The organism is Brevundimonas sp. 01N35 (assembly GCF_056399785.1).
On record NZ_JBFTRZ010000003.1, the window covers coordinates 74033 to 96107 of the forward strand.

The 22075-nt window shown below is 66.5% G+C and carries 25 protein-coding genes; 13 read left to right on the plus strand and 12 right to left on the minus strand.

Annotated elements, in window-relative coordinates; translation table 11 throughout:
- Positions 1–2 precede the first annotated feature (2 nt).
- The 4 genes from AC1DJ5_RS03640 to alr all read left to right on the plus strand — a co-directional run bounded on the left by AC1DJ5_RS03640 (position 3) and on the right by alr (position 3931).
- The gene (locus AC1DJ5_RS03640) at positions 3–374 is read left to right on the plus strand and encodes a hypothetical protein (protein WP_477019722.1); all 372 of its coding nucleotides are present in this window, start codon (positions 3–5) and stop codon (positions 372–374) included.
- 53 nt (positions 375–427) lie between these two features.
- On the plus strand, positions 428–805 hold the full coding sequence (locus AC1DJ5_RS03645) for a hypothetical protein (RefSeq protein ID WP_477019723.1): 378 nt from the start codon (positions 428–430) through the stop codon (positions 803–805).
- A gap of 124 nt (positions 806–929) precedes the next feature.
- Positions 930–2429, plus strand: a complete 1500-nt coding sequence (locus tag AC1DJ5_RS03650; protein WP_477019724.1) for a replicative DNA helicase — start codon at positions 930–932, stop codon at positions 2427–2429.
- A 464-nt stretch (positions 2430–2893) separates the two neighbouring features.
- On the plus strand, positions 2894–3931 hold the full coding sequence (alr, locus tag AC1DJ5_RS03655) for an alanine racemase (RefSeq protein WP_477019725.1): 1038 nt from the start codon (positions 2894–2896) through the stop codon (positions 3929–3931).
- Here the strand turns inward: alr and AC1DJ5_RS03660 are convergent.
- A complete protein-coding gene (locus tag AC1DJ5_RS03660; protein WP_477019726.1) occupies positions 3924–4565 on the minus strand; it encodes a Yip1 family protein in 642 nt (213 codons plus the stop codon). The two genes, alr and AC1DJ5_RS03660, sit on opposite strands and share 8 nt — an antisense overlap.
- Before the next feature lie 160 nt (positions 4566–4725).
- Here AC1DJ5_RS03660 and radA point away from each other — a divergent pair, with 160 nt between their 5' ends.
- From radA to AC1DJ5_RS03690, 6 genes are all read left to right on the plus strand, one after another.
- Entirely contained in the window at positions 4726–6102 is a 1377-nt protein-coding gene (gene radA / locus AC1DJ5_RS03665) for a DNA repair protein RadA (protein WP_477019727.1), read from the plus strand.
- 34 nt (positions 6103–6136) lie between these two features.
- A complete protein-coding gene (locus AC1DJ5_RS03670; RefSeq protein WP_441453019.1) occupies positions 6137–6673 on the plus strand; it encodes a CvpA family protein in 537 nt (178 codons plus the stop codon).
- Between the two features lie 81 nt (positions 6674–6754).
- Positions 6755–8260 carry an amidophosphoribosyltransferase gene (gene purF / locus AC1DJ5_RS03675; protein WP_477019728.1) on the plus strand — a complete coding sequence of 502 codons (1506 nt, stop codon included), beginning with the start codon at positions 6755–6757 and terminating at the stop codon, positions 8258–8260.
- Positions 8261–8266: 6 nt separating this feature from the next.
- Entirely contained in the window at positions 8267–8608 is a 342-nt protein-coding gene (locus AC1DJ5_RS03680; RefSeq protein WP_441453016.1) for a VOC family protein, read from the plus strand.
- A 98-nt stretch (positions 8609–8706) separates the two neighbouring features.
- On the plus strand, positions 8707–9468 hold the full coding sequence (locus AC1DJ5_RS03685; protein WP_477019729.1) for an SDR family NAD(P)-dependent oxidoreductase: 762 nt from the start codon (positions 8707–8709) through the stop codon (positions 9466–9468).
- A gap of 98 nt (positions 9469–9566) precedes the next feature.
- Positions 9567–10835 carry an O-antigen ligase family protein gene (locus tag AC1DJ5_RS03690; RefSeq protein ID WP_477019730.1) on the plus strand — a complete coding sequence of 423 codons (1269 nt, stop codon included), beginning with the start codon at positions 9567–9569 and terminating at the stop codon, positions 10833–10835.
- Here AC1DJ5_RS03690 and AC1DJ5_RS03695 read toward each other — a convergent pair.
- The 9 genes from AC1DJ5_RS03695 to AC1DJ5_RS03735 all read right to left on the minus strand — a co-directional run bounded on the left by AC1DJ5_RS03695 (position 10832) and on the right by AC1DJ5_RS03735 (position 18003).
- On the minus strand, positions 10832–11203 hold the full coding sequence (locus AC1DJ5_RS03695; protein ID WP_441457332.1) for a cupredoxin domain-containing protein: 372 nt from the start codon (positions 11201–11203) through the stop codon (positions 10832–10834). The genes AC1DJ5_RS03690 and AC1DJ5_RS03695 overlap by 4 nt on opposite strands.
- Positions 11172–11693, minus strand: coding sequence for a DUF4142 domain-containing protein (locus AC1DJ5_RS03700; protein ID WP_441453009.1), 522 nt, complete (start codon positions 11691–11693; stop codon positions 11172–11174). The genes AC1DJ5_RS03695 and AC1DJ5_RS03700 overlap by 32 nt, the downstream gene beginning before the upstream one ends.
- Before the next feature lie 54 nt (positions 11694–11747).
- Positions 11748–12488, minus strand: coding sequence for an RNA polymerase sigma factor (locus tag AC1DJ5_RS03705; protein ID WP_477019731.1), 741 nt, complete (start codon positions 12486–12488; stop codon positions 11748–11750).
- A gap of 124 nt (positions 12489–12612) precedes the next feature.
- Positions 12613–14235 (minus strand): ribosome biogenesis GTPase Der, encoded by a 1623-nt coding sequence (der, locus tag AC1DJ5_RS03710; RefSeq protein WP_477019732.1) that lies wholly within the window; start codon positions 14233–14235, stop codon positions 12613–12615.
- Positions 14236–14267: 32 nt separating this feature from the next.
- Positions 14268–15689, minus strand: coding sequence for a PQQ-binding-like beta-propeller repeat protein (locus AC1DJ5_RS03715; protein ID WP_441453004.1), 1422 nt, complete (start codon positions 15687–15689; stop codon positions 14268–14270).
- 23 nt (positions 15690–15712) lie between these two features.
- Positions 15713–16492 carry a tetratricopeptide repeat protein gene (locus AC1DJ5_RS03720; RefSeq protein ID WP_477019733.1) on the minus strand — a complete coding sequence of 260 codons (780 nt, stop codon included), beginning with the start codon at positions 16490–16492 and terminating at the stop codon, positions 15713–15715.
- Between the two features lie 145 nt (positions 16493–16637).
- Entirely contained in the window at positions 16638–17057 is a 420-nt protein-coding gene (locus AC1DJ5_RS03725; protein ID WP_441453000.1) for a hypothetical protein, read from the minus strand.
- Positions 17047–17604 carry an RNA polymerase sigma factor gene (locus tag AC1DJ5_RS03730; protein WP_441452999.1) on the minus strand — a complete coding sequence of 186 codons (558 nt, stop codon included), beginning with the start codon at positions 17602–17604 and terminating at the stop codon, positions 17047–17049. The genes AC1DJ5_RS03725 and AC1DJ5_RS03730 overlap by 11 nt, the downstream gene beginning before the upstream one ends.
- A 24-nt stretch (positions 17605–17628) precedes the next feature.
- Positions 17629–18003, minus strand: coding sequence for a DUF6249 domain-containing protein (locus AC1DJ5_RS03735; RefSeq protein WP_477019734.1), 375 nt, complete (start codon positions 18001–18003; stop codon positions 17629–17631).
- 199 nt (positions 18004–18202) lie between these two features.
- On the opposite strand from AC1DJ5_RS03735, the gene AC1DJ5_RS03740 reads away from it, so the two are divergent.
- On the plus strand, positions 18203–18442 hold the full coding sequence (locus tag AC1DJ5_RS03740; RefSeq protein ID WP_441452995.1) for a DUF2188 domain-containing protein: 240 nt from the start codon (positions 18203–18205) through the stop codon (positions 18440–18442).
- Here AC1DJ5_RS03740 and AC1DJ5_RS03745 read toward each other — a convergent pair.
- Complete coding sequence (locus AC1DJ5_RS03745) at positions 18439–18792, minus strand: ArsC family reductase (RefSeq protein ID WP_477019735.1); 354 nt, start codon at positions 18790–18792, stop codon at positions 18439–18441. The genes AC1DJ5_RS03740 and AC1DJ5_RS03745 overlap by 4 nt on opposite strands.
- Before the next feature lie 206 nt (positions 18793–18998).
- Here AC1DJ5_RS03745 and AC1DJ5_RS03750 point away from each other — a divergent pair, with 206 nt between their 5' ends.
- Entirely contained in the window at positions 18999–19244 is a 246-nt protein-coding gene (locus AC1DJ5_RS03750) for a hypothetical protein (protein ID WP_477019736.1), read from the plus strand.
- Between the two features lie 201 nt (positions 19245–19445).
- Here AC1DJ5_RS03750 and AC1DJ5_RS03755 read toward each other — a convergent pair whose 3' ends face one another.
- Positions 19446–21173 (minus strand): radical SAM/SPASM domain-containing protein, encoded by a 1728-nt coding sequence (locus AC1DJ5_RS03755; RefSeq protein ID WP_477019737.1) that lies wholly within the window; start codon positions 21171–21173, stop codon positions 19446–19448.
- 250 nt (positions 21174–21423) lie between these two features.
- Between AC1DJ5_RS03755 and AC1DJ5_RS03760 the strand changes: the two genes are divergently transcribed.
- A complete protein-coding gene (locus tag AC1DJ5_RS03760; protein ID WP_477019738.1) occupies positions 21424–22071 on the plus strand; it encodes a glutathione S-transferase family protein in 648 nt (215 codons plus the stop codon).
- Positions 22072–22075 lie beyond the last annotated feature (4 nt).

Sequence of the window (22075 nt, forward strand, 5' to 3'; positions counted from 1 at the left end):
CTATGAAGAAAACCACGCTTGCCCTCGCCGTCGTCGCCAGCCTCTGGGCGACCGGCGCCAGCGCCATGACGGTCCAGGAGTTCCTGACCTCGGCCAATCGCATCCCGCGCAATCCGACCGCCCTGCTGCGGTCCGACACGCGGCGGCTGATGACCGAGATGAATACTGCTCTCAAGACCGTCCGCGACGAACAGAAGGCCGCCCAGGCATCAAACCGACGCGCCGCCACCTGCATTCCCGAAGGCGCCAAGATCAGCCTGACGCCCGACATGATCATGAACCGCTTCAACGCCATCCCGGCGGCCCGCCGCAACATCAGCGTGACCCAGGCGGTGGGGGAATGGATGGCGGAACGCCACCCTTGCCCCGCGTGATCTGACGCCAAAGTCTCGCTTGCCTCAGGGACACCCCGTACCATCTTTGTCTGATGCCGTTGCGCGCGTTCCTGATCGCGGCCGCCCTGTGGCTGGCTGCTGTGTCGCCCGTCATGGCCTCGGCCATGACGGTGCAGCAGTTCATGACCATCGCCGACCGGATTCCGCACAATCCGTTGGCCATCCTTCGCCCTGACACCCGTCAACTGATCGGCGAGGTCAAACAGGCGGTGCTGACGGTCAAGGCCGAACAGGCCTCGGCCATCCAGGCCGGTCGACGGCCCGCCACCTGCATTCCTCCATCAGGCACGGGCATCACCGCCCCGACCCTGCTGGCGCGCTTCAAAAGCCTGCCCGCATCGCGCCGTCAGGACAGCATCACCCAGGCCGTGCGCGACTGGATGGCGGAACGCTACCCCTGCCCCGGCTGAGGCCGGCCCAGCGCCGCTGATCGCACAGAGGTTTTCGGGACCGTCCACAGACGCTGGCGGATGTCCACCACGACGGCGGTGCCCGCATCTGACGCAAGCGCCGCTTAAGGCTATGCGTAATCCGATGAACGCCTTCGCTCCCATGCCCTACGGAAACGCCGATCAGGTGTCCGTCTCGTCTATGCCCCACAATCTGGAGGCGGAGCAGGCGCTGCTGGGCTCGCTGATGTTCGACAACGCCATGTTCGAGCGGCTGAGCGACCGTCTGCGCGGCTCGCACATGTACGAACCCTTCCACCAGCGGCTGTTCGAGGCGATCGAAGATCACATCCGTCAGGGGATGCTGGCCGAGCCCACCATCCTGATGGAGCGGTTCAAGCAGGACCCGGCGTTCCAGGAATTCGGCGGCCTGCGCTACCTCGCCGATCTGGTCGACCGCGCGCCGCCGGCGGCCAACGCCCCCGACTATGCCCGCGTCATCTATGATTTGGCCCTACGCCGCGACCTGATCCGCATCGGCGGCGAGATGATCAAGGAGGCGCCCAACCCGGAGACCCCCGCCGACGAACAGATCGAACAGGCCGAGCAGACCCTCTATTCGCTGGCCGAGACGGGCAAGCCCTCGTCGGGCTTCGTCAACTTCTCCACCGCCCTGGCCGGAGCCGTCGAAATGGCGGGCGAGGCCTATCAGCGCGAGGGCAAGCTGGCCGGTCTGGCCACCCGTCTGGACGATCTGGACCAGAAGCTGGGCGGCCTGCACCCCTCCGACCTCCTGATCCTCGCCGGCCGTCCGTCGATGGGCAAGACGGCGCTGGCCACCAACATCGCCTTCAACGTGGCCCGCAACTATCGCTGGGAGCCGACGCCGGACGGCGGCCGCAAGACCGTCGACGGCGGCGTAGTCGCCTTCTACTCGCTGGAAATGAGCGCCGAACAGCTGGCCATGCGTATTCTGGCCGACGCCTCGGGCGTGTCGTCGGACAAGCTGCGCAAGGGCGAGATCGACTCGTCCGACTTCGGCAAGATCCGCGACGCGGCCGTCGAGATCGGCGAAAGCCCCCTCTACATCGACGCTACCGGCGGCCTGTCCATCTCCAAGCTGGCGGCGCGGGCGCGACGCCTTAAGCGGATGGAGCACGGCCTCGACCTGATCGTCGTCGACTACCTCCAGCTCGTGACGACCGGCGACAACAGCCAGAAGAACCGGGTGCAGGAGGTGTCCGAGATCACCGGCGGCCTGAAGGCCCTGGCCAAGGAACTGTCGGTGCCGATCATCGCCCTGTCGCAGCTGTCGCGTCAGGTCGAGAACCGCGAGGACAAGCGCCCGCAACTGTCCGACCTGCGTGAATCGGGCTCGATCGAGCAGGACGCCGACTGCGTCATGTTCGTCTATCGCGAGAGCTACTACCTGGGCCGCGCCGAGCCGCGCGAGGGCTCGGAAGAACACCTGAAGTGGCAGGAAGACATGGACCGGCTGGAGCACCAGGCCGAGGTCGTGATCGGCAAGCAGCGTCACGGCCCCATCGGCATCGTCAAGCTGGCCTTCGACGCCAACACCACCCGCTTCGGCAACCTGGCCCACGACGGCCGCTACGGCGGCGCCTTCTCGGATATTCCGGAGTAGGGGTTGGGGTGGGATTGCACTGGGCGAAGAAAAAAACAGTGCAATTGGTGCAATAGGAAATCAAAGCCCTCCCCCTCGAGGGGGGAGGGTTGGGCGGGGGTGAGTGCAGACCGCTTCAAATAGCGGGCTGAGGAGACGCCGACGCGCCTCATGCGCTCGACCTTCAATGTAGCGCCTTCACCCCCATCCCCGGCCCTTCCCCCCTCGAGGGGGAAGGGAGAGAGATTCACGATCAGCCGCGGGCTCCCGACCTAGACCTCAGTGGCGGCGCTGGAGCGGATGGCGATGTCAAAGACCGGCGAGCGCCAATCTAGGCCAGAGGCGGACTGCGGCGCGCTGGCGGGCGACGGCGGCGCGCAATCCCGGGCGGGGCAAGGGATTACGGCCGGTTGATAGGCGAGCTGACGACCGAAACCCGCGCAAATCCGGTGGCGCCGCACGAAACTTGCGGCATAAGAGGGCTCATGTCCCTTCCCGCCTCCCTCACCGTCGATCTCAGCGCCGTGGCGCGCAATTTCCACACCCTGCAGGGCCTGATCGGCGTGCCGGTCAATCCGGTCGTGAAGGCGGACGGCTATGGCCTCGGCGCTGGCGCGGTCGCCAAGCGGCTGATGGCCGAGGGGGCGCGGACCTTCTTTGTGGCGCGGGCGGCCGAGGGCGTGGCCCTGCGTGAAGGCATCGGGGCCGAGCCGGTCATCTATGTGCTGGACGGCTGTCACGGCCAGTCGGCGGCCATGATCAAGGCGGCGAACCTGCGCCCCGTGCTGAACCAGCCGGGTCAGATCGCGGCCTGGACGGCGGCGGGCGGCGGGGCCTGCGGCCTGCAACTGGACACCGGCATGAACCGCCTGGGCTTCCGCGTCGAGGACGCGCCCGAGCCCTTCGAGGGGCTGGAGCTGGTCATGACCCACCTGGCCTGCGCCGACGAACCGGCCCATCCGATGAACCGGGCTCAGCGCGACGCCTATGCGGCGGCGGCAGCGCGCTATCCCGGCGTGACGCGGTCCTTCGCCAACTCCGGCGGCTGCTTCCTGGGACCCGACTTCGCCTTCGACGTGGCGCGTCCCGGCATCTGCCTGTTCGGCGGCGGTCCCGAGGGTAAGCCCGACAGCCGCATCGCCCCGGTGGCGACGCTGAACGCCCAGATCATGCAGGTGCGCGACGTGCCGGCGGGCGAGACAGTCGGCTATTCGCAAGGCTATCGCGCCGAGGCGCCGATCCGCGTGGCGACCTGCGGGACCGGCTATGCCGACGGGGTCATGCGCGCCAACAGCCCGCGCGGTCAGGTCTGGGTCGCGGGCGAGTTGCGCCCCATCCTGGGCCGGGTGTCGATGGACGTGCTGGCGGTGGACGTCACCGGTCTGGACGTGGCGGCCGGCGACACGGTCGAGATCTTCGGCGCCAATCGCCTGGTGGACGACGCGGCGACGGCGGCGGGAACCATCAGCTACGAGATGCTGACCTCGATCACGCCCCGCGTGCCGCGCCTTTACGTCAGCTAAAACCCATCCCCAGCACACCGATAGCGCCCAACTGGACGATGGCGACCATGCCGCCGATGATGGACCATGCCACCATCGATAGCAGCATAGCGGCGAGCGTCACCACGACGGCGTAGCCTAGCACCTTGTCCTGAGGAGCCTTCATCACGGCGCCCAGCCCCAGATACAGCAGATAGCAGCCGTAGAGGCCAAGCAGAGCGCCAAGCGCAGCCAGCGACGGAAACAAGTTGAAGATTCCGGCCAGCCAAGCGGGGGTCATCGCATAGACGGCGACCTTCATGGCCTGCAGCTTGTTCCGGGTCCCGCCGAACGTCGGGGCCAGGATGTCGATAGCCAGACCTAAAACGAAGGTCAGAACCAACCAGAACCCCCAGGTGAGGATCGCGCCCAGCAGGCCGCCGACGATCGGCGTCCGGATCACCATATCAAGAGCGTGGCGAGGGAGCATTTGTCCGCCGATCAGGCCCGCGACCGGGCCGATGGCGGCCAGGATCATGGCGTAGCGGGCGAACAGGCTGCGGGTTGTGGCGAACTCGGCGTCGATGACCGGCCATTCCAGCTTGGGTCGCGTCAGGATGTATTTCACGCGGGCGATCAGCGTCGGGTCGATGACGGGCGGGTTCTCGGAAGACATGGCGGCCTCGGCGGGGGTGAGTCGGAACGGCGCTATAGCGTTGCAGGATGACCGGCGCATGAGGGTTGACGCAACCCGCGCGCGTCGCCCTGCGTCAGATCCGGTCGCAGCCCCGCGCATCGCCCCTCGCCCGCGTGGCGATTCCTGCTAGGTCAGGGTCATGGCGCGCGACTCCCTTCTCTATGTCTGTCAGTCCTGCGGGGCGGTTCACACCAAGTGGGCGGGGCAATGCTCCGGCTGCGGCGAGTGGAACACCCTGGTCGAGGAATCCAAATCGGCCCCGCCCGGCGCGATGAAGCCCGCATCGACGGCGCGCGGACGCGGTCTGCAGTTCGAGACCCTGCAATCCGATACGCCCGAGCCGCCGCGCATCGTCACCGGCGTGACCGAGTTCGACCGCGTCTGCGGCGGCGGCGTGGTGCCGGGCTCGGCCATCCTGCTGGGCGGCGACCCTGGCGTCGGCAAGTCCACCCTGCTGCTGGAGGTCACGGCCAAGGCGGCGCGGAACGGCGCGCGCGTGGCCTATATCTCGGGCGAAGAGGCCATCGAGCAGATCCGCGCGCGAGCCAAGCGGATGGGGCTGGCCGACGCCAATGTGGCGCTGGCCTCGGCCACGGCGCTGCGCGAAATCCTGACGACGCTGAAGCGCGACAAGTTCGACATCGTCATCCTCGATTCCATCCAGACCCTGTGGTCCGACGCGCATGAAGCCGGTCCCGGCTCGGTGACCCAGGTCCGCGCCTGCGCCGCCGAACTGGTGCGGCTGGCCAAGGACGGCGGCCCCGCCATCGTCCTGGTCGGCCACGTCACCAAGGACGGCCAGATCGCCGGACCGCGCGTGGTCGAGCATATGGTGGACGCCGTCCTCAGCTTCGAGGGCGAGCGCGGCTATCCCTTCCGCATCCTGCGCGCGGGCAAGAACCGCTTCGGCGCAACGGACGAGATCGGCGTGTTCGAGATGAGCGACGTCGGCCTGCGCGAAGTGGCCAACCCGTCGGCTCTGTTCCTGGGTGAAGGCAAGACGCGCGCGCCGGGCGCCGCCGTCTTCGCCGGGATCGAGGGATCGCGGCCGGTTCTGGTTGAAATTCAGGCGCTAGTCGCGCCTTCCGCATACGGCACGCCAAGACGCGCGGTCGTGGGCTGGGACAACGGGCGTCTGGCCATGCTGCTGGCGGTGCTGGAGGCGCGTTGCGGCATCGGCTTCGGGGACAAGGACGTCTATCTGAACGTGGCCGGGGGTCTGCGGATCAACGAGCCCGCCGCCGACCTGGCCGCCGCCGCCGCCCTGATCTCCTCAGCCATGGATATGCCCCTGCCCCAGGGCTGCGTCGTCTTCGGCGAGATCGGCCTGTCGGGCGAGGTTCGCGCCGTCGGCCGCGCCGAGGCCCGCCTGAGGGAGGCGCAGAAACTGGGCTTCGACCACGCCCTGACCCCGCCGCAGGCCAACGGCAAGACCAGGAAGAAGGGCGACGTCGCCGTCACCTCCATCGGCCTGCTGACCGAGGCGGTCGAGCGAATCTCTCAGAACCGCTATTGAGGCCGTCCATCTTCCTCCAACGATTGCAGTGCGCGTGACCGGCTACGACGTCTTCGTCATCCTGATGCTTCTGGCATCATGCGCCGCCGGCTGGTTCCGGGGCGGCGTGCGCGAGCTGACGGCCCTGTTCAGCTTCTTCCTGGCGGGACTGCTGGCATTGATCACCTTGCCGTGGACGGCGCCGCTGGGGCGGTCGCTTGTCGATCCCGACTGGGCCGGGTCGGTGCTGGCGGTGGGGCTGACGTTTCTGATTCTCTATTTCGGCCTGCGCTTCCTCGGCTCGGCCATTTCCAAGGGGGCGCGCGGCCATGCGCTTGGCCTCGTCGATCAGGTCTTCGGTCTGGCCCTCGGTCTGGTGCGGGCCCTGGCTCTGGTCGGCGCGGCGCACCTGACCATCATGGGCGTCATGACCGACAATCCCCCGCGCTGGCTGACGCAGGCCGCCCTGGCCCCGGTCAGCGCCAAGGCCGCCCACGCTATCCAGATCGTGCTGCCGACGCTCGGAAAAGGCGCCGACGCGCTCACGCCGGTCGTCGGCTCGTCCGTCCGCGAAGGGTTTTCGGATCGATGAGCCTTGCCCCCGCCCCAATAGCGGACTACGTGCGCGGCGCCGCCGCCTGAGTTATCCTGTCCCGGTCATCGGAGCCTGACGATGCGCCACCATATCGCCGATCCCATCGTTCACCGCGAACACTGGCGCGAGCCGGAGGATGACCAGCTGCGGTTGGAGTGCGGCGTCTGCGGCGTCTGGGGCGCGCCAGAGAACGAGGCCTCTTCCATCGTCGCCCTCGGCCTGCACGCCCTGCAGCATCGCGGCCAGGAGGCCTGCGGCATCGCCAGCGTCCATGACGACCGCTTCTACACGGAGCGCCATCAGGGCCTCGTCGGCGAGGCTTTCGGCAACGCCGAACTGACCACCCGCCTGCCCGGCGGCGCTGCGGTCGGCCACACCCGTTATTCCACCGCCGGCGGCAGCTTCCTGCGTAACATCCAGCCGATGTTCGCCGATCTGGACCAGGGCGGCATTGCCATCGCCCACAACGGCAATCTGACGAATTTCAAATACCTGCACGGCCAGCTGGTGTCGGAAGGCGCGATCTTCCAGTCGACGTCGGACTCCGAGGCCATCCTTCACCTGATCGCCCGCAGCCGTAAGGCCAAGATCATCGACCGCTTCATCGACGCCCTGGGCCGGATCGAGGGCGGCTACGCCCTGGTCGCCCAGACCCGCTACAAGATGATCGGCGCCCGCGACCCGCTGGGCATCCGCCCGCTGGTGCTGGGCAAGGTCGGCGAGGCCTGGGTGCTGGCGTCCGAGACCTGCGCGCTCGACACCATCGGCGCCACCTTCATCCGCGATGTCGAACATGGCGAAGTGGTCGTGATCGACGAGGAAGGCCTGACCTCAATCAAGCCCTTCCCGGCCCGCGCCGCCCGCCCCTGCCTGTTCGAATACGTCTACTTCGCCCGCCCCGACAGCGTGGTGAACGGTCGCTCGGTCTATAACGTCCGCAAGGAAATGGGCCGCCGCTTGGCGCGCGAGTTCCAGGTCGACGCCGACGTGGTCGTGCCGGTGCCAGACTCGGGCGTGCCGGCGGCTCTGGGCTATGCCCAGGAAAGCGGCATCCCCTACGAGATGGGCATCATCCGCAGCCACTATCTGGGCCGTACCTTCATCCAGCCCAGCCAGGGCGCCCGGCAGAAGGGCGTGCGCATGAAGCACAGCCCCAACCGCGCCGCTCTAGAAGGCAAGCGCGTCGTGCTGATCGACGACTCGATCGTGCGCGGCACCACCTCGCTGAAGCTGGTTCGCGCCGTCCGCGCGGCGGGCGCCAAGGAGGTTCACCTGCGCTCGGCCAGCCCGCAGATCCTCTTCCCCGACTTCTACGGCATCGACATGCCCGAGCGGACGCAGCTGATGGCCGCGACCCACACGATGGACGAGATGCGCGCCATCCTCGAGGTCGACTCCCTGGGCTTCCTGTCCATCGACGGCCTCTATGACGCCATGGGCGTGGGACCGCGCGATCCGGGCCAGCCGCAGTTCACGGACCACTATTTCACCGGCGACTATCCGACCCGGCTGCTGGACCGCGAGATCGAAGAAGGCGGCCGCGACGGCCGGGGTTCGCAACTTTCCCTGCTGGTGACCGCTTAAGGCGGGATGATCCAGCTCGGCTACTTCACCCTCGACACCCCTGACGTCGAAAAGGCCCGCGCCTTCTATGCGGGCCTGTTCGGCTGGACGTTCGACGAAGAGGCCTCGCACCCTACCTATGCCCATGTGAGCGGCGGCCAGCCGGCCTTCGGCATCACCAAGGGCGAACACAGGGCGTTTCCGCATCTCTATTTCCGCGTGGACGACATTCACGCCGCCTGCGCCCGCGCCCACGAACTGGGCGGGCGCGCCGCCATACCCGCCGAAAGCCCGTCCGGCCTGTCCGCCGTGGTCAGCGACGATCAGGGCGTCAGCTTCAGTCTGTGGCAGCCGGCGCCGGGCTACTAGATCCCTCTCCCGCCGGGAGAGGGATTTAACCGCCATCAACCTTCGCCAATCTCAGCCTTGTTCTTTCAACCCGCGACGGGGCGCGCTATCAGCGGCCCATGTCCGAACACGCTTCCCTCCCCCTCGCCAACCGTATCGCCCTGGTCGTCGGCGCCTCGCGCGGCATCGGCTATGAGACCGCCCTGGCCCTGGCCAAGGCCGGCGCCCACGTCGTGGCCACCGCGCGCACGCAAGGCGGCCTGGAAGAGTTGGACGACGCCATCTTCGCCGCCACCGGCCAGCACGCCACCCTGGTCCCGTTCGACCTGGTGGACGGCGGCGCCATCGACCGTCTGGGCGGCGCCCTGTTCGAGCGTTTCGGCAAGCTGGACATCTGGGTCCAGGCCGCCGCGACCATGGGGCCATCGGGCCTGACGCCGGTGGCGCATGCCGAGCCGCGCGAGTTCGCCAAGGTCGAGAAAATCAACTTCACCGGCGTCTATCGCCTGATCCGTTCGCTGGAGCCGCTGCTGCGCGCCTCGGACGCCGGGCGCGCCATCTATCTGACCAGCAGCGTGGCCACCGCCCCGCGCGCCTTCTGGGGCATGTATGCGGCGACCAAGGCCGGGGCCGAGGCCTTGGTCAAATGCTGGGCCGACGAGATCGAGAGCACGCCCGTCCGCGTCGCCGTGGTCGATCCGGGCCGGATGCGCACCCAGTTGCGCGCCCAGGCCTTCCCGGGCGAAGATCCGGAAACCCTGCCCCATCCCTCCGAAATCGGTCCCCTGATGGTCGAACTGGCCCGCGCCGACTTCACCCCGCCCCTGACCGTCAGCTTCAAGGACTGGAAGCACGGCCTGTCGGCGGACGCCCTGGTCTAGAGGGCTCCATGTCGATCCAGTCGCCGGGGGGCCGACTTTCAGGACCGACAGCACAATCCGTTCGACTGACGGCCGGCGGGGCGTCCCGGTCGGGGCCCGTGACCCGTGCGACGCCCTATGCGGACATTCTGGCGTTCCTGGCCTCGGTGCTGGTGGTGCTGATCTATTCGCAGTCCTGGGCCGCGCCGATGACGGGTTACGGCGCGCGCTCCGCCGACTTTCTGCGCAACGGCTACTACCCCGCCTACGTCCTGGCGGTCGGCCTGGTCCTGACCCGACCGGGCGCGGCGCTGAAGGCCCTGGCCCGCTCGCCGCTGATGATCCTGCTGCTGGCGCTGACGGCGGCCTCCGTCCTGTGGTCGATCAATCCGGACGTGACGCTGCGCCGGGTGTTGGCCCTGCTGTTCACGACGCTGGGCGGCGTCGCCCTGGCCTCGCGCTGGCGCTGGGCCGCCCTGGCCGAGATCTTCGCCACGGCCATGGCGGTGATGATGGTCGCCTCCCTCTTCCTCGGGGCGTTGATGCCCGAGTGGGGGCGGATGCAGGAAATCTTCCCCGGCGCCTGGCGCGGCCTGTGGCTCGAGAAGAACGCCCTCGGCGAGAACATGGGGCTGGCCGCTCTGTTCATGACGGCCGCGGCCATCATGGTCCCGGCGCGACGGCGTCTGTGGCTGGTCCTCGCCGTGATCGCGGCGGTGCTGGTGATCCTGTCCACCTCCAAGACCGGTCTGGTCGTGTTGATCTTGGCCTTCGCCAGCATGGGCTTCGTCGCCCTGGTCCAGGCCGGACCCAAGCGCGCCATTGTCGGCACCTGGCTGGCCGTCGTGGCCGTCTGCGCCGCCCTGCTGGTCATCGGGACGCGCAGCGATCTGATTTTCGATTTGCTGGGCAAGGACGCCACCCTGACCGGCCGAACCGAAATCTGGGGCGGCATCCTTCACCAGATGCAGCAGCGCCCGTGGACCGGCTTCGGCTACGGCGTGGTCTGGGATGATACGTCGCCGGGCGGCCCCAACGCCTGGATCGCCCATGAAGCCAAGTTCACCGCCGCCCACGCGCACAGCGGCTGGCTGGAGGTCTATCTGGCGCTCGGCATTCCCGGCGTCGTCCTGCTGGGGGCCTGGATGGTCGAGATGTGGGGCCGGTCGCTGTGGGCGGCCTATGCCCGCCCGTCGGGCTGGCTGCTGATGCCGATGATGACGGCCTACACCCTGACCATGCTCACCGAGAGCATCACCATGAACTGGCACAACCTCCGCTGGGTGCTGTTCGTCGCCCTGGCGTTGAAGGCGGTCATCGGCGATCAGGATGCGCCAGCGCGGGTCGTTCCTGTATCTTCGCGCGTGCGAAGACCGAGACCGTTCTAGGCTGCGACGACGATCTGCCCCGTCATGGCGGGGTGAAAACGACAGGCGTAGGGAAAGGTCCCGGCCGCCCGCATCACCGCCGACCCCGTCGCGCCGGGCTGAAGGTCGACATCGAACACGCCATTGCGGGCCGTCGCCGTATGCCGGAATATATCCCGATTGACCCAGGCCACGGTGTCGCCGACCCGCACGCCTATCGGGGCCGGGCCGAACTTCATCTTGTCGACGACGATGGTGTGGGTCCGGGCCGCAGCGGCAGCCGGGAGCGCCGGCGCGAACGCCAACGCTCCCGCCGACATCAGGAGCATTCGCCGGGAGAGGCGCTCCGATCTCAAATCAGGGGAATTCATGAGCCAGGTGCTCAGCATGGGCCTGATGCTGCTCGAACAGTTCCAGCCCCGTCTGCAGCAGGGACTTCAGCTCGGGGTTGTCGGCGTCGGGGATGAGCGTCTTGCGCAACGCCTCGTTGACGGTGCGGTGATAGGCGACCTCGTTGTCGATATAGGCCTTGTCAAAGGCCCTGCCCGACAGCCCGGCCAGCCGATGGCGGGTCGTCGCCGCCGCCTCGCTCAAGGACGCGCTGGTCGGATTGGCTTCCGGCGTGACGTGCAGACGGGTGACGAGAGCCAAGGCCTGCTGGTTCACCGCCGCATGATCGCGCTCCATAGTTTCGGCGAAGGCGCGGACCTGGGGATTGGTCGACTTCTCCAGCGCCTGCTTGGCCGCGTCGATGTCCAGTTGGCCAGCGGTATAGGCGATGTGCGCGATCTGGGGGTCGGTCGGGCCGGCGTTCTGGGCCATGGCCGGAGCCAGAGGTGCGAACATCAGGACGCCGGCCAGCAGGAGGGCTTTCGACATGGGGTTTCTTCCTTTGCTGCGACGGCTTGACCGCCATCGTCTCAGCATTTGACGTCACATGACCGGAAAGGTTCCCCCCGCCTCGGCTAGCCGCCCTTCCCTACCCAATCTTTCCAGCACCGCCTCGGTGATGCGCGCGCATCGCGCCCCCAGGAAGGGGAAGACGCCGACCATGGTCGCGCCCAGTTGGACGTCCAGCGCCTGACGCAACAGGCGACGCGCGCGGTGCAGCCGGGTCTTCACCGTCTCGGGCTTCAGTTGCAGGTTGGCGGCGGTCTCTTCGATGGTGCACTCCTCGATGTCGCGCATGATGAAGACCATGCGAAAGGGCGCCGGCAGGTCGTCCACGGCCCGCTCGATCAGGTGCCGAATCTGCATCCGCGCCGCATCGACCTCGGGGCTGCCGCCGCCAAAAGCGCCGACACCGAGGGCGTTGGGGAAAGGGATCACCTCGGCGGCCGTTTGCTGCGCCTGCTCGATGACATCCAGATCGACGGTGGGCCGGCGCCGACGCACCCGGTCCCGTGCTTCATTCAGAACGATCCGGGTCAGCCAAGTCAGGATACTGGCGTCGCCGCGAAAGGCGCCCATCGCCGCAAAGGCGCGCGCATAGGCCTCCTGCAGCACGTCTTCCGCCTCGGTGTCGTCGCGGACCACGCCCCGGGCGATGCGGAACAGGCGCTGATTGCCTAACTGCATGATGGCGCGAAACGCCTCGCGGTCGCCGGACTGGGCCAGGCGCACCAGATCAGCCTGATCCAGCGTGGCGTAATCGTTCGGTTTCCGCAGACTCATGTCGCGCTCCATCCACGGGCTTTTGACGCGCGACGGTGGCTCAAGGTTCCCGAAAAGACAAAGGGCGAGCCGTCGTCGCCGACCGCTCGCCCTTCAACCTGTTCCGGCAGCCTGTTTGGCCGCCTTACTTCTTCGGCGCGTGCTTCTGGCCGGTGCGGACCCGGCCCGAGCGCGAGACCTGACGGGCGCCGCCGCGGGCGCCCTTCTGGACCGCGATGCTCTGGCCGGCCTTCTTGCTGGAGCTGGCCTTCAGACCGCCCAAGGCTTTCACCTTGGGCTTGATGCCCGACTTCTTCTGCGCCAGCGCCTTGCCGGGCAGGTTCGACAGGGCCTCGGCCTTCTCGGCCTTCAGCACCTTGCGCGGCGCGGTCTTGGCGTCGCCCTTGTAGCGTTCGGGACCGGACTTGGAGCCGCCCTCGGCATAGGGGTTGGCCGAGCCGGACTTGACCGTCAGCCGGATCGGCGTGCCAGGCAGGTCGAAGCTCTCACGCAGGCTGTTCACCAGATAGCGTTGGTAGTGCTCGGGCATGTCGGACGCCCGGCTGGCCATCAGCACAAAGGTCGGCGGACGGGCCTTGGTCTGGGCCATGTATTTCGGCTTCACGCGCTTGCCGTTGACGGCGGGGGGCGGATGCCTCTGGGTAGCCATGGCCAGCCAGGTGTTCAGATCCTTGGTCTTGACCTTCACCGACCAGGTTTCATAGGCCTTGATGATGGCCGGCATCAGCCGCTCGACGCCGCGTCCGTTGTGCGACGACAGGGCGACGAAGGGCGAGCCCTTCAACTGCGGCAGCTTGTTTCCAGCCAGGGACTTGAGCTCGGCCATCTTGGCCTGCGGCTCTTCTTCCAGGTCCCATTTGGACGCGACATAGACCAGGGCGCGGCCTTCGCGCTCGACCAGGTCCGCCAGTTGCAGGTCCTGGGTGTCGAAGGCGTCGTCCTTGTCCATCACCAGCACGACCACCTCGGCGAAGGTGATGGCGCGGATGGTGTCGGCGACCGAGAGCTTTTCCAGCTTCTCCTGGACGCGGGCCTTGCGGCGCATCCCGGCGGTGTCGACGAAGCGGATCGCGCGACCTTCGTATTCCCAGTCAACCGAGATGGAGTCGCGGGTGATGCCGGCTTCGGGACCGGTCAGCAGGCGGTCTTCGCCCAGCATCCGGTTGATCAGCGTCGACTTGCCCGCATTCGGACGGCCGATGATGGCGATGCGGATCGGCTTATCCGGCTCGTCGATCTCTTCGATGAAGATGTCGGCGGAGGCCGCGATCAGGGCCTGATACAGGTCGGCCATGCCCTCGCCGTGCTCGGCCGAGATGGCGACCGGCTCGCCGAAGCCCAGGGCATGGGCTTCCCCCACGCCGCCGCCGCTCTCGCGGCTTTCGGACTTGTTGGCCAGCAGGATGATCGGCTTGTGCACCTTGCGCAGGCGCTCGGCGAAGATCCGGTCCAGCGACGTCACGCCCTCGCGGGCGTCCATCATGAACATGACCACTTCGGCGTCGTCGAGCGCGGCCTCGGTCTGCTCGCGCATCCGGGCTTCCAGGCTGTCGTCGGTGACGTCCTCGTAGCCGGCCGTGTCGATCAGCGTCAGATCCATGTCGCCGATATTGCCGTCGGCATAGCGACGGTCACGGGTCACGCCCGGGCGATCATCGACCAGCGCCAAACGCTTGCCGACGAGTCGGTTAAACAGTGTCGACTTGCCCACGTTGGGCCGGCCGACGATGGCGACTTTTAGAGCCATGTCGGCTTTCTAACTCAAAAACAGAGAAAAGATCAGCGGATGCTGACCAGTTGCCCCTTGTCCGTCAGGACATAGAGGGCGCCATTGTAGGCGGCGGGGGCGATATAGGCCGCCGCGCCCAGCTTCAGGCTGGACTGCTGCGCGCCGGTCTTCGGATCAAAGGCCACGGCCTCGCCGTCCGAATTGACCAGCACCAGACGGTTGGAGGCCAGGATCGGACCCGACCATACGGGACGAACCGTCCTGGCGCCCATGCCCAGGAAACCGCCTTCCTTGCGTACGCGGCCCTCGTTCAGGTCGCGGGTCCAGTAGACCTGACCCGTGTCGCGGTTGACCACGGTCAGTTCGCCCGACTTGGACACCACATAGACCACGTCCCCGACCGGCAGGGGCGCGTTCACGCCGGCGACCGGCAGCGACCATTTCGGCTGGCCCGAGCGAATGTCCATCGCCTCGAGAACGCCCGACTGGCTGATGGCGTAGACGAAGCCGCGGCTGACGACGGGCCGTCCGGCGATGTCGCGCAGTTCCGACAGGGCGCTGGTGCGGCTGGTGCGCGACAGAACCTGCTGCCACACCGGCTGGCCGTTCGAGGCGCGCAGCGCCACAAGCTCACCCGAGGAGAAGGGCGCGAGAACCGTGTCGCCGCTGACCGCCGGGCTGGAAGCGCGCATGATGCGGGCGGGCTCGGTGATGCCGCGATAGGACCAGTCCTGCTGGCCATTGTTGACGTTGAAGGCGACCAGTTGGTTGTCGACGTCGATGACGAAAAGCCGCTGGCCGGCGACGGTCGGCGCGCCGTGGATCGGCACTTCGACGCTGGTGCGCCAGACTTGGGCGCCTGTGGCGGCGTCCAACGCCGTGACGCTGCGATAGCCAGAGGAGACGAAGACCTTGCCGCCGCTGACGGCGACGCCGCCGCCGAAGCCGCCGCCGGTCGATCCGCCGCCGATGCCGATGCCCAGGATGCGGCTGCCGCGATCACGCTCATCGACCTTGACGCTGGCCTTCCACAGGACAGCGCCCGTGCCGGCGTCCACGGCCGTCACGCCGGCCTCGCCGTCCAGGACGAAGATCTTGCCGTCGTCGGCGACGACCGGGGCCATCACCTGACGCGTCCGGCTGGACCCGACGCCGATGTCGCGTTTCCAGCCGATGGCGAAGTTCTGGGCCGCGATGACGTGTTCGACGGCGTTTTCGGCGTTGCCGCCGGGCTGGGTCCAGGCGGTGGCCGCCTGGGGGCCCGGCAGGAAGAAGTCACGCCCGGACAGGGCGGCCGAGGGGGCCAACTGCTGTTCGAACTCCAGGATCGAGATGCGCTGTCCCTCGGTCGCCTTGGCGACGTTCTCCTTCGAGCCGCCCATGCCGAACGGCAAGGCGTTGCGCACGGTGCCGCAGGAAGCGACGGTCATGGCGAGACCGCACAGCAGGGCGACTTTCAGCGTTCGGTTCATGGAGGGCGTCCTGAAAGCGTCGATTACGGGCGAGCGGCGGCGGGCGCCGCCTCGGCTTCGGCGGGAGCCGGCGCTTGGGCCGGAGCGACGACGACCGGCGCTGCTGCCGGCGCCGGCATGGCGATGGCGGCGCGAACGATGGCGGCCAGACCTGCGGCCGTGCCCGAATCAATCGCCTCGACGCCCGCCTGGGCGCGTTGACGAATGTCGTCCGGCACGCCCTGGCCCAGTTGCAGTTGAACGAAGGCCTGACGCGCCTCGGCGGTCTTGCCGTGCTGGAGTTGAGCCATCGCCAGGGCTTCCTGGGCGAAGGCGTGCAGCGGGCGCTTGTCGGCGGCCAGCGGCTCCAGACGCTTCTGAATGTCTTCCAGCGAGGCCGTATCCATCAGCAGGAAGGCGGCCTTGATGGCGGCGGCGTCGGCGATGATCGGGTCGCCGGCGGCCTTGGCGGCCTCGTCGAACAGTTTGACCGCGTCCTGAGTCTTGTTCGCCGTGACGGCGATTCCCGCCTGCTGCATCAGGGCCAGCGCCTTATAGGCGCCGTTGCCCGACTGAGCGGCTTCGGCGAAGGCGGTGTCGGCGCCCGACGGATTGTTGGCCTGAAGAGCCTCCATGCCGCGATCATAGGCGGCAGAGGCCTTGTCGGCCTGGTTCGTCACATAGCTCTGCCAGCCCCACCAGGCCAGGGCGGCGACCAAGGCGACGACCAGAAGGCCCGCCAGGATCGGCAGCCAGGTGCGCGCCAGACGCTTGTATCGATCGGAGCGAAGCTCCTCCTCGACCTGTTCGAAGACATCAACCACGAAACGTCGCCCCAAAAACCGCTGCCAAGACTGGCCTCTAAACCGGCGCGACCCTAGAGGGTCGTCGTCGCGCCCGCAACGCAGGCGTTACGCCGCGACCGGCTTTTTGCAGCAGTAGGTCGCGACTTCGGCAGGAAAACGGCGGTCAGATTTCCTGAGACAGTTTCACGACGCCCGCCGCCAGCAGGGCGACCAGCACCCCGGCCGTGGCCCAGAACAGCTGCATTCCGCCCATGGAGCCCAGGTCCATGCCCGTCAGGCCGAGCCGATCCATCAAGGACTGTATGGCCAGACCGCCGTCCACCCCGGCCATGGACAGCCCATGCGCAGCGGTCTGGGCCGCCGCCGGCGAGGACGGCGCCGCGAGATTGAAATCGACGCTGAGAACCTCGCGAACGGCGATGACGCCGCCGACTAGGCCCGCGACCGACAGGGCCGCCGTCCTGAACCGCGAGGTCCTGGACAGTTTCGCCGCCACTCCCGCCTCGAACTGAGCCGAATCGGCAAGGGCCGGCGCGCGCGCGAACAAGCGCTCGATGACAGGGTCGAACTCGTCAACCGACATGGGACGCGCTCCCGTGAGCAACCGGTTCCGGCTGGAGCCGGGCCCGAAGTTTATCCAGACCACGCTTGACATGAGATTTCACCGTTCCAAGCGGCAAATTAATGGCGGCCGCGATTTCGGGATGAGAGAGGCCTGCGCCATGGCACAGGGAGACGCACAGCCGCTCTGGTTCGGTCAGCCCCTTCATCGCCTCGTCCAGATCCATGCGACCGGCGCTGTCGACGTTGGGCGCGATCTCGTCATTCTCGACCTCGGCCACATAGCGGGCGTCCTTCGAGCGACGTTTCAGATACAGGCGCGCCGCGATGCGCTTGATCCAGGCGCCGAACGTCCCCTCGCCCCGAAACTCGGCGCATTTCTCGAACGCCAGCAGGAAGGCGTCCTGGGCTACGTCGTCGGCCAGAGCGGGTTGCGCCCCCATCCGACGCAGCAGACCGCGCACCGCCGGGCTGTGGCGACGCACCAGTTCCCCGAACTCGCGCCGCCCGCCCGCCGCCGACAGGGCGGCGAGTTCGACGTCGTGCAGATCGCGCAAAGCCTTGGCCATGACGGTCTCCCCTCCCCGTCGCCCTCAGCCCTTGTTCTTGTTGAAGACGCTCAGGACGATGAAGGCCAGACCGATCATGCCGGGGACAGCGGCGCTGCCCGCGATCGGATAGAAGGCGTCCATCTCGGCGAAGCTGACCATATAGCCGAAGATGGCGATGCCCACGCTGACCGCCAGCAGGATGACGCCGACGCGCAGGTCGCGAGCAGCCGTCGCCGGCGGCTTGATGTTCTCCTTGCTCAGCGCGTCGATGACCTCGGGCGGCAGCGGCTGGCCCTTGTCGATGGCCGCACGCAGGGTCGCCTGCATTTCCTTGCGTTCCTTGCTCTTCAGCCATGTCGGCACGATCACGATCGCGCCGATCATGATGAACAACACCATGGGAATGAGTTCTTTCATGGGTTTCGCCCCTTATTGAACAGTGGAGCCGAGCGTGACGCTGCGGCCTTCTGATCACAAGAGGCGACGATCAGGCCGAACGGATGCAGGATCGCGCATGAACTCTTTGTAAGGCGCGGCCCGCGTCACCACAGCGTGACTCGACAGCGCGCCGCCGCGGGTCAAGCGTCTGGCGGGCTTTCAACGGACAGGGCTTCTCATGACCCAGATCACCTATCGCATCGTTCCCCACGACGGCGGCTGGGCCTACAAGCTGGGCGACAGCTTCTCGGAGACCTTCGCCACACACGACGCCGCGCGCGCGGCCGCCGTCGCCGTTTCACGCGAGCAGCAGGTGCCCGACCGCACCTCATGGATCGAATACGAGGACGCTTCGGGCCAGTGGATCACCGAACGCGCCGACGGCCACGACCGCCCCGCGACCGGGGTCGAGGATTAGCCGCCGAAGACTTCCGCGTAGCGTTCAGGCTTGAATCCCACCAGCGTCCGGCCGTCGCCCAGGTCCAGCACTGGCCGCTTGATCATCGACGGCTGGGCCAGCATCAGGGCGATCGCCTTGTCGACGTCGATCTCCTGACGATCCGCCTCGGGCAGCTTGCGGAAGGTGGTCCCGGCCCGGTTCAGCACCGTCTCCCAGCCATGCGCGTCGATCCACCGCTCCAGATCAGCCCGGTCGGCGCCTGAGACCTTGTAGTCGTGGAAGGCGTAATCGACGCCGTTCTCATCCAGCCAGACGCGGGCCTTCTTCATCGTGTCGCAGGCCTTGATGCCGTGAAGGGTGATGGTCATGCGGCGCTCCCTCGCTTTGCCGAGGGCCGCGATCTGACATCGGGAGATGGAGGGGTCAAATTCCGCTGTCTGGCTTGAAGCGAATATCCGCAGCGCCCCCCATGGCGGACGCTGGCAGCGTATGCTCTCCTTCGCCCATGGCCCAAAGCGCACAGTCCAGGGACGTCATTTTTGAGCACGCCGTTGGCGTCTTGCGCAGAGTTACGATGTCAGAGGCAGAGCCCATCACCGAGGCCACCGAACTGTTCTATGATCTAGGGCTCGCCGGCGAAGATTTTGCTGAAGCTGTCGAGGGTATAAGAGCGCCCTACGGGACAGACTTCAGTCAAATGGACTTACGTCGCTACGGTCCGGGCGAAGTGTACGACCCCGGTTTCGATATCGTGCGGGATTTCCGCGAATGGCGGGGGGAAACGTACCTTTCGCAGCCTGACTGTCGCCAGCTTGATTGATGCAATCCAGGCCGGATCGTGGAACGACCGCTAACCACCCCGGACCGACCTTCTAAACGCCCGCTTCCAGCCGTTGAGATCGACGTCTGCTCTACGGCGCTAAGGTGGGGACCGGACGCGACCCAAAGCTGACCACCAACGCCATAGACGAACCGCGCATCAGTCAATGGGCTCTGCCAGCCCTTCGCGCCGGTAGGGACGTCATCCCTTGATCCTGATCGAGGACGCCCCGCGGAATTCGAGGTCGAGGCCACGCGCCCGGACCCGGAACTCAAGCGGCACGTAAGCCGGTACGTCGAAACTGATCGTGAAAGGCTGTCCGTCTGTTGGTCTTGCAAACCGGCGAACTGCCAGGGGGCCAGAGGGCGAAACTACTTCAAGGACCAGCCGGGCACGGGGTTCGCCCCTGAGTTTGGAAATGTCGAAGGTGAGGCAGTATCGTCCTGGGTAGAGGGGTTTGTATGGCCCAAATACCGTCGCCTTGGGGGCCGATGTGAATGGCGCTCGCAACAACTTCAGCCACGACCGACGCGCCTTCACGCGAAAAATGTCAGGGCTTGCGTCCACCAAGCCACGAGCCTGAAATTCCCGCGGTGTGAAAGCACGGCGAGCGTCGCTCTCTTTCAAGCGCTCGGAGACGAGCGAGAGAATGGAAGTCTCGCAATCGTTTTTACAGGATGCGCAGGTCTCGATCTCGTTCCAGCGCTTATTGTTAAGAATCTCGACGGCTCTCTGTCTTCCAGCGTTAGACAGGACTTCACGAACACTTTCCTTGGTCAGGTCCCCGATAATTGTTCGGCGGTGGAAATCTTGGCAGCAAGTGACCACACTGCCGTCCCAGTCGATGACGAGATCCGCCAAAATGGTCGGCGAGCAACCCGTAGCAACGGGCGCGAGCGCCGCATCTTCGAAGGCGTCGGCCTGACCGCCTCGATTCATCAGATAAGAGTAGAATGTGGAGCCCGCTCCACGCCCCTCCCACAGATCTCTTAGAGCGGCCATCTCGTGCAGATTGCGCTTGTGCACCGGCGAGATGATTCGAACCGGCTTGCCTCTCCGGTCTTCGATAAGCTGTTCCACCCGAGGAGCCGTCCGCGCCAGCTTAAGTGGACGCATCGAGGCATTATAGACTTCAGAGGTCACCCCTTCGACGTGAACGACCACGTCGTCAGCGTAGGATAAAGCCTCTCTGTGTTTGTCGGACTCATAGACGCCGGCATTTGTCGACGGGCAGATGATGGCCCTTGGCAAGCGCCTACGTACGAGCCGCATGCGCTCAAGGAATAATGGATCTGAAAGAGGATCACCGAATAATCCGAACACCACGCCGCCGCTGAAACCCATCTCGGCCAGCTCGTCGACGATCCTTTCAAACAAGGCCATGTCCATGAAGCCTTTGGCCTGGGTTTTTGAATAGGCCTTGTTTGTCGGGCAATGGAAGCAGTTGGCGTTACAGACTGCCGTCGTGCCAAAGATGACCGACTTGGGCACCATCTCGTCGAGATCAAACTGCGGGAAAAACCGGAAGAGCGCCTCGTTCCCTTCGTAACGTTCGACAGGGGCTTGGGTGATGAAACGAAGATGCGTCATTCGGGCGTAAGCCGAGGCTTCACCTTCCACCAAGATGCTAGCCGCCTCACTTAATGAGAAGGTGAGGGTCATGGCATCCGCTTTGGACGCGGCCTCCGGCTCAGAAGTATCCAATGTCGCCTGAGCTAAAATCTCTCCTGTTTCGGACACGGCTGTGAGGCTTATAAACTGACGCCCTGCCTGCCTGGGCAGCATAACCTGCATCCGCAGGGTGTTTGGACCAGTTCCTAAGTTCAGCGTCTCCCTGCAAAAAACGCCGCCCGCCGCAGCGCTCTGAGCGGGTGTCAGATCGTCATTAAGGCGCGCAGATGGATTGAGGCCGCCACGAAATGACTGCACCGGTACTCTCCAGGAGATTGAGGGCGAGGTTTTCGGTAACAGTGTATTTCGAAAGAGCCAACCTTTCGATTGTCTGCCCCGCCTCTACGTCCACCGGCGTCCGATGGGTTAAGCGACCAGCAGACTTTGAAAACCGGTTCCTTTGGCGACAGCCGGGGCCGCTTCTGTGAACCCGCGATGTCCGCTCCCCACCCCCGGCGGACATTTGGAACGTCTGCAGACGAGCAACAAGGTTTGGAAGGACACGCGCATGAAGCTCTACGCCCACCCCTTCTCGTCCTACTGCCAGAAGGCGCTGATCGCCCTTTATGAGAACGACACGCCGTTCCAGTTCAGACTGCTGGAGGACGAGGCGTCATTCGCCGAGTTGGAGGCCCTGTGGCCGATCGGGAAGTTTCCGGTGCTGCAGGACGGGAAGCAGAGCGTGTTCGAGGCCACCTCGATCATCGAGCATCTGGCCGTGCATCACCCCGGCCCGGTCCGCCTGATCCCTGACGATCCCGCCGCCGCCGTCGAGGTGCGGATGATGGACCGGGTGTTCGACAACTATGTCTCGACGCCGCAGCAGAAGCTGGTGGCCGACGTCCTGCGGCCCGAGGCCGACCGCGATCCCTACGGCGTGGCCGAGGCGAAGCGGCTGCTGGAAACGACCTACGCCTGGCTGGACGGCCGACTAGCGGGGCGGGAATGGGCCACGGATCACGGCTTCGGCCTGGCCGACTGCGCGGCGGCGCCGGCCCTCTTCTATGCCGACTGGTCGCATCGCATCGACGCGCGGTTCGAAACGCTGAGGGCCTATCGCGCTCGACTGCTGGCCCGCCCGTCCGTAACGCGGGCGGTGGACGAAGCCCGCCCCTATCGCGCCTACTTCCCGCTGGGCGCGCCGGACCGGGACTGATCTA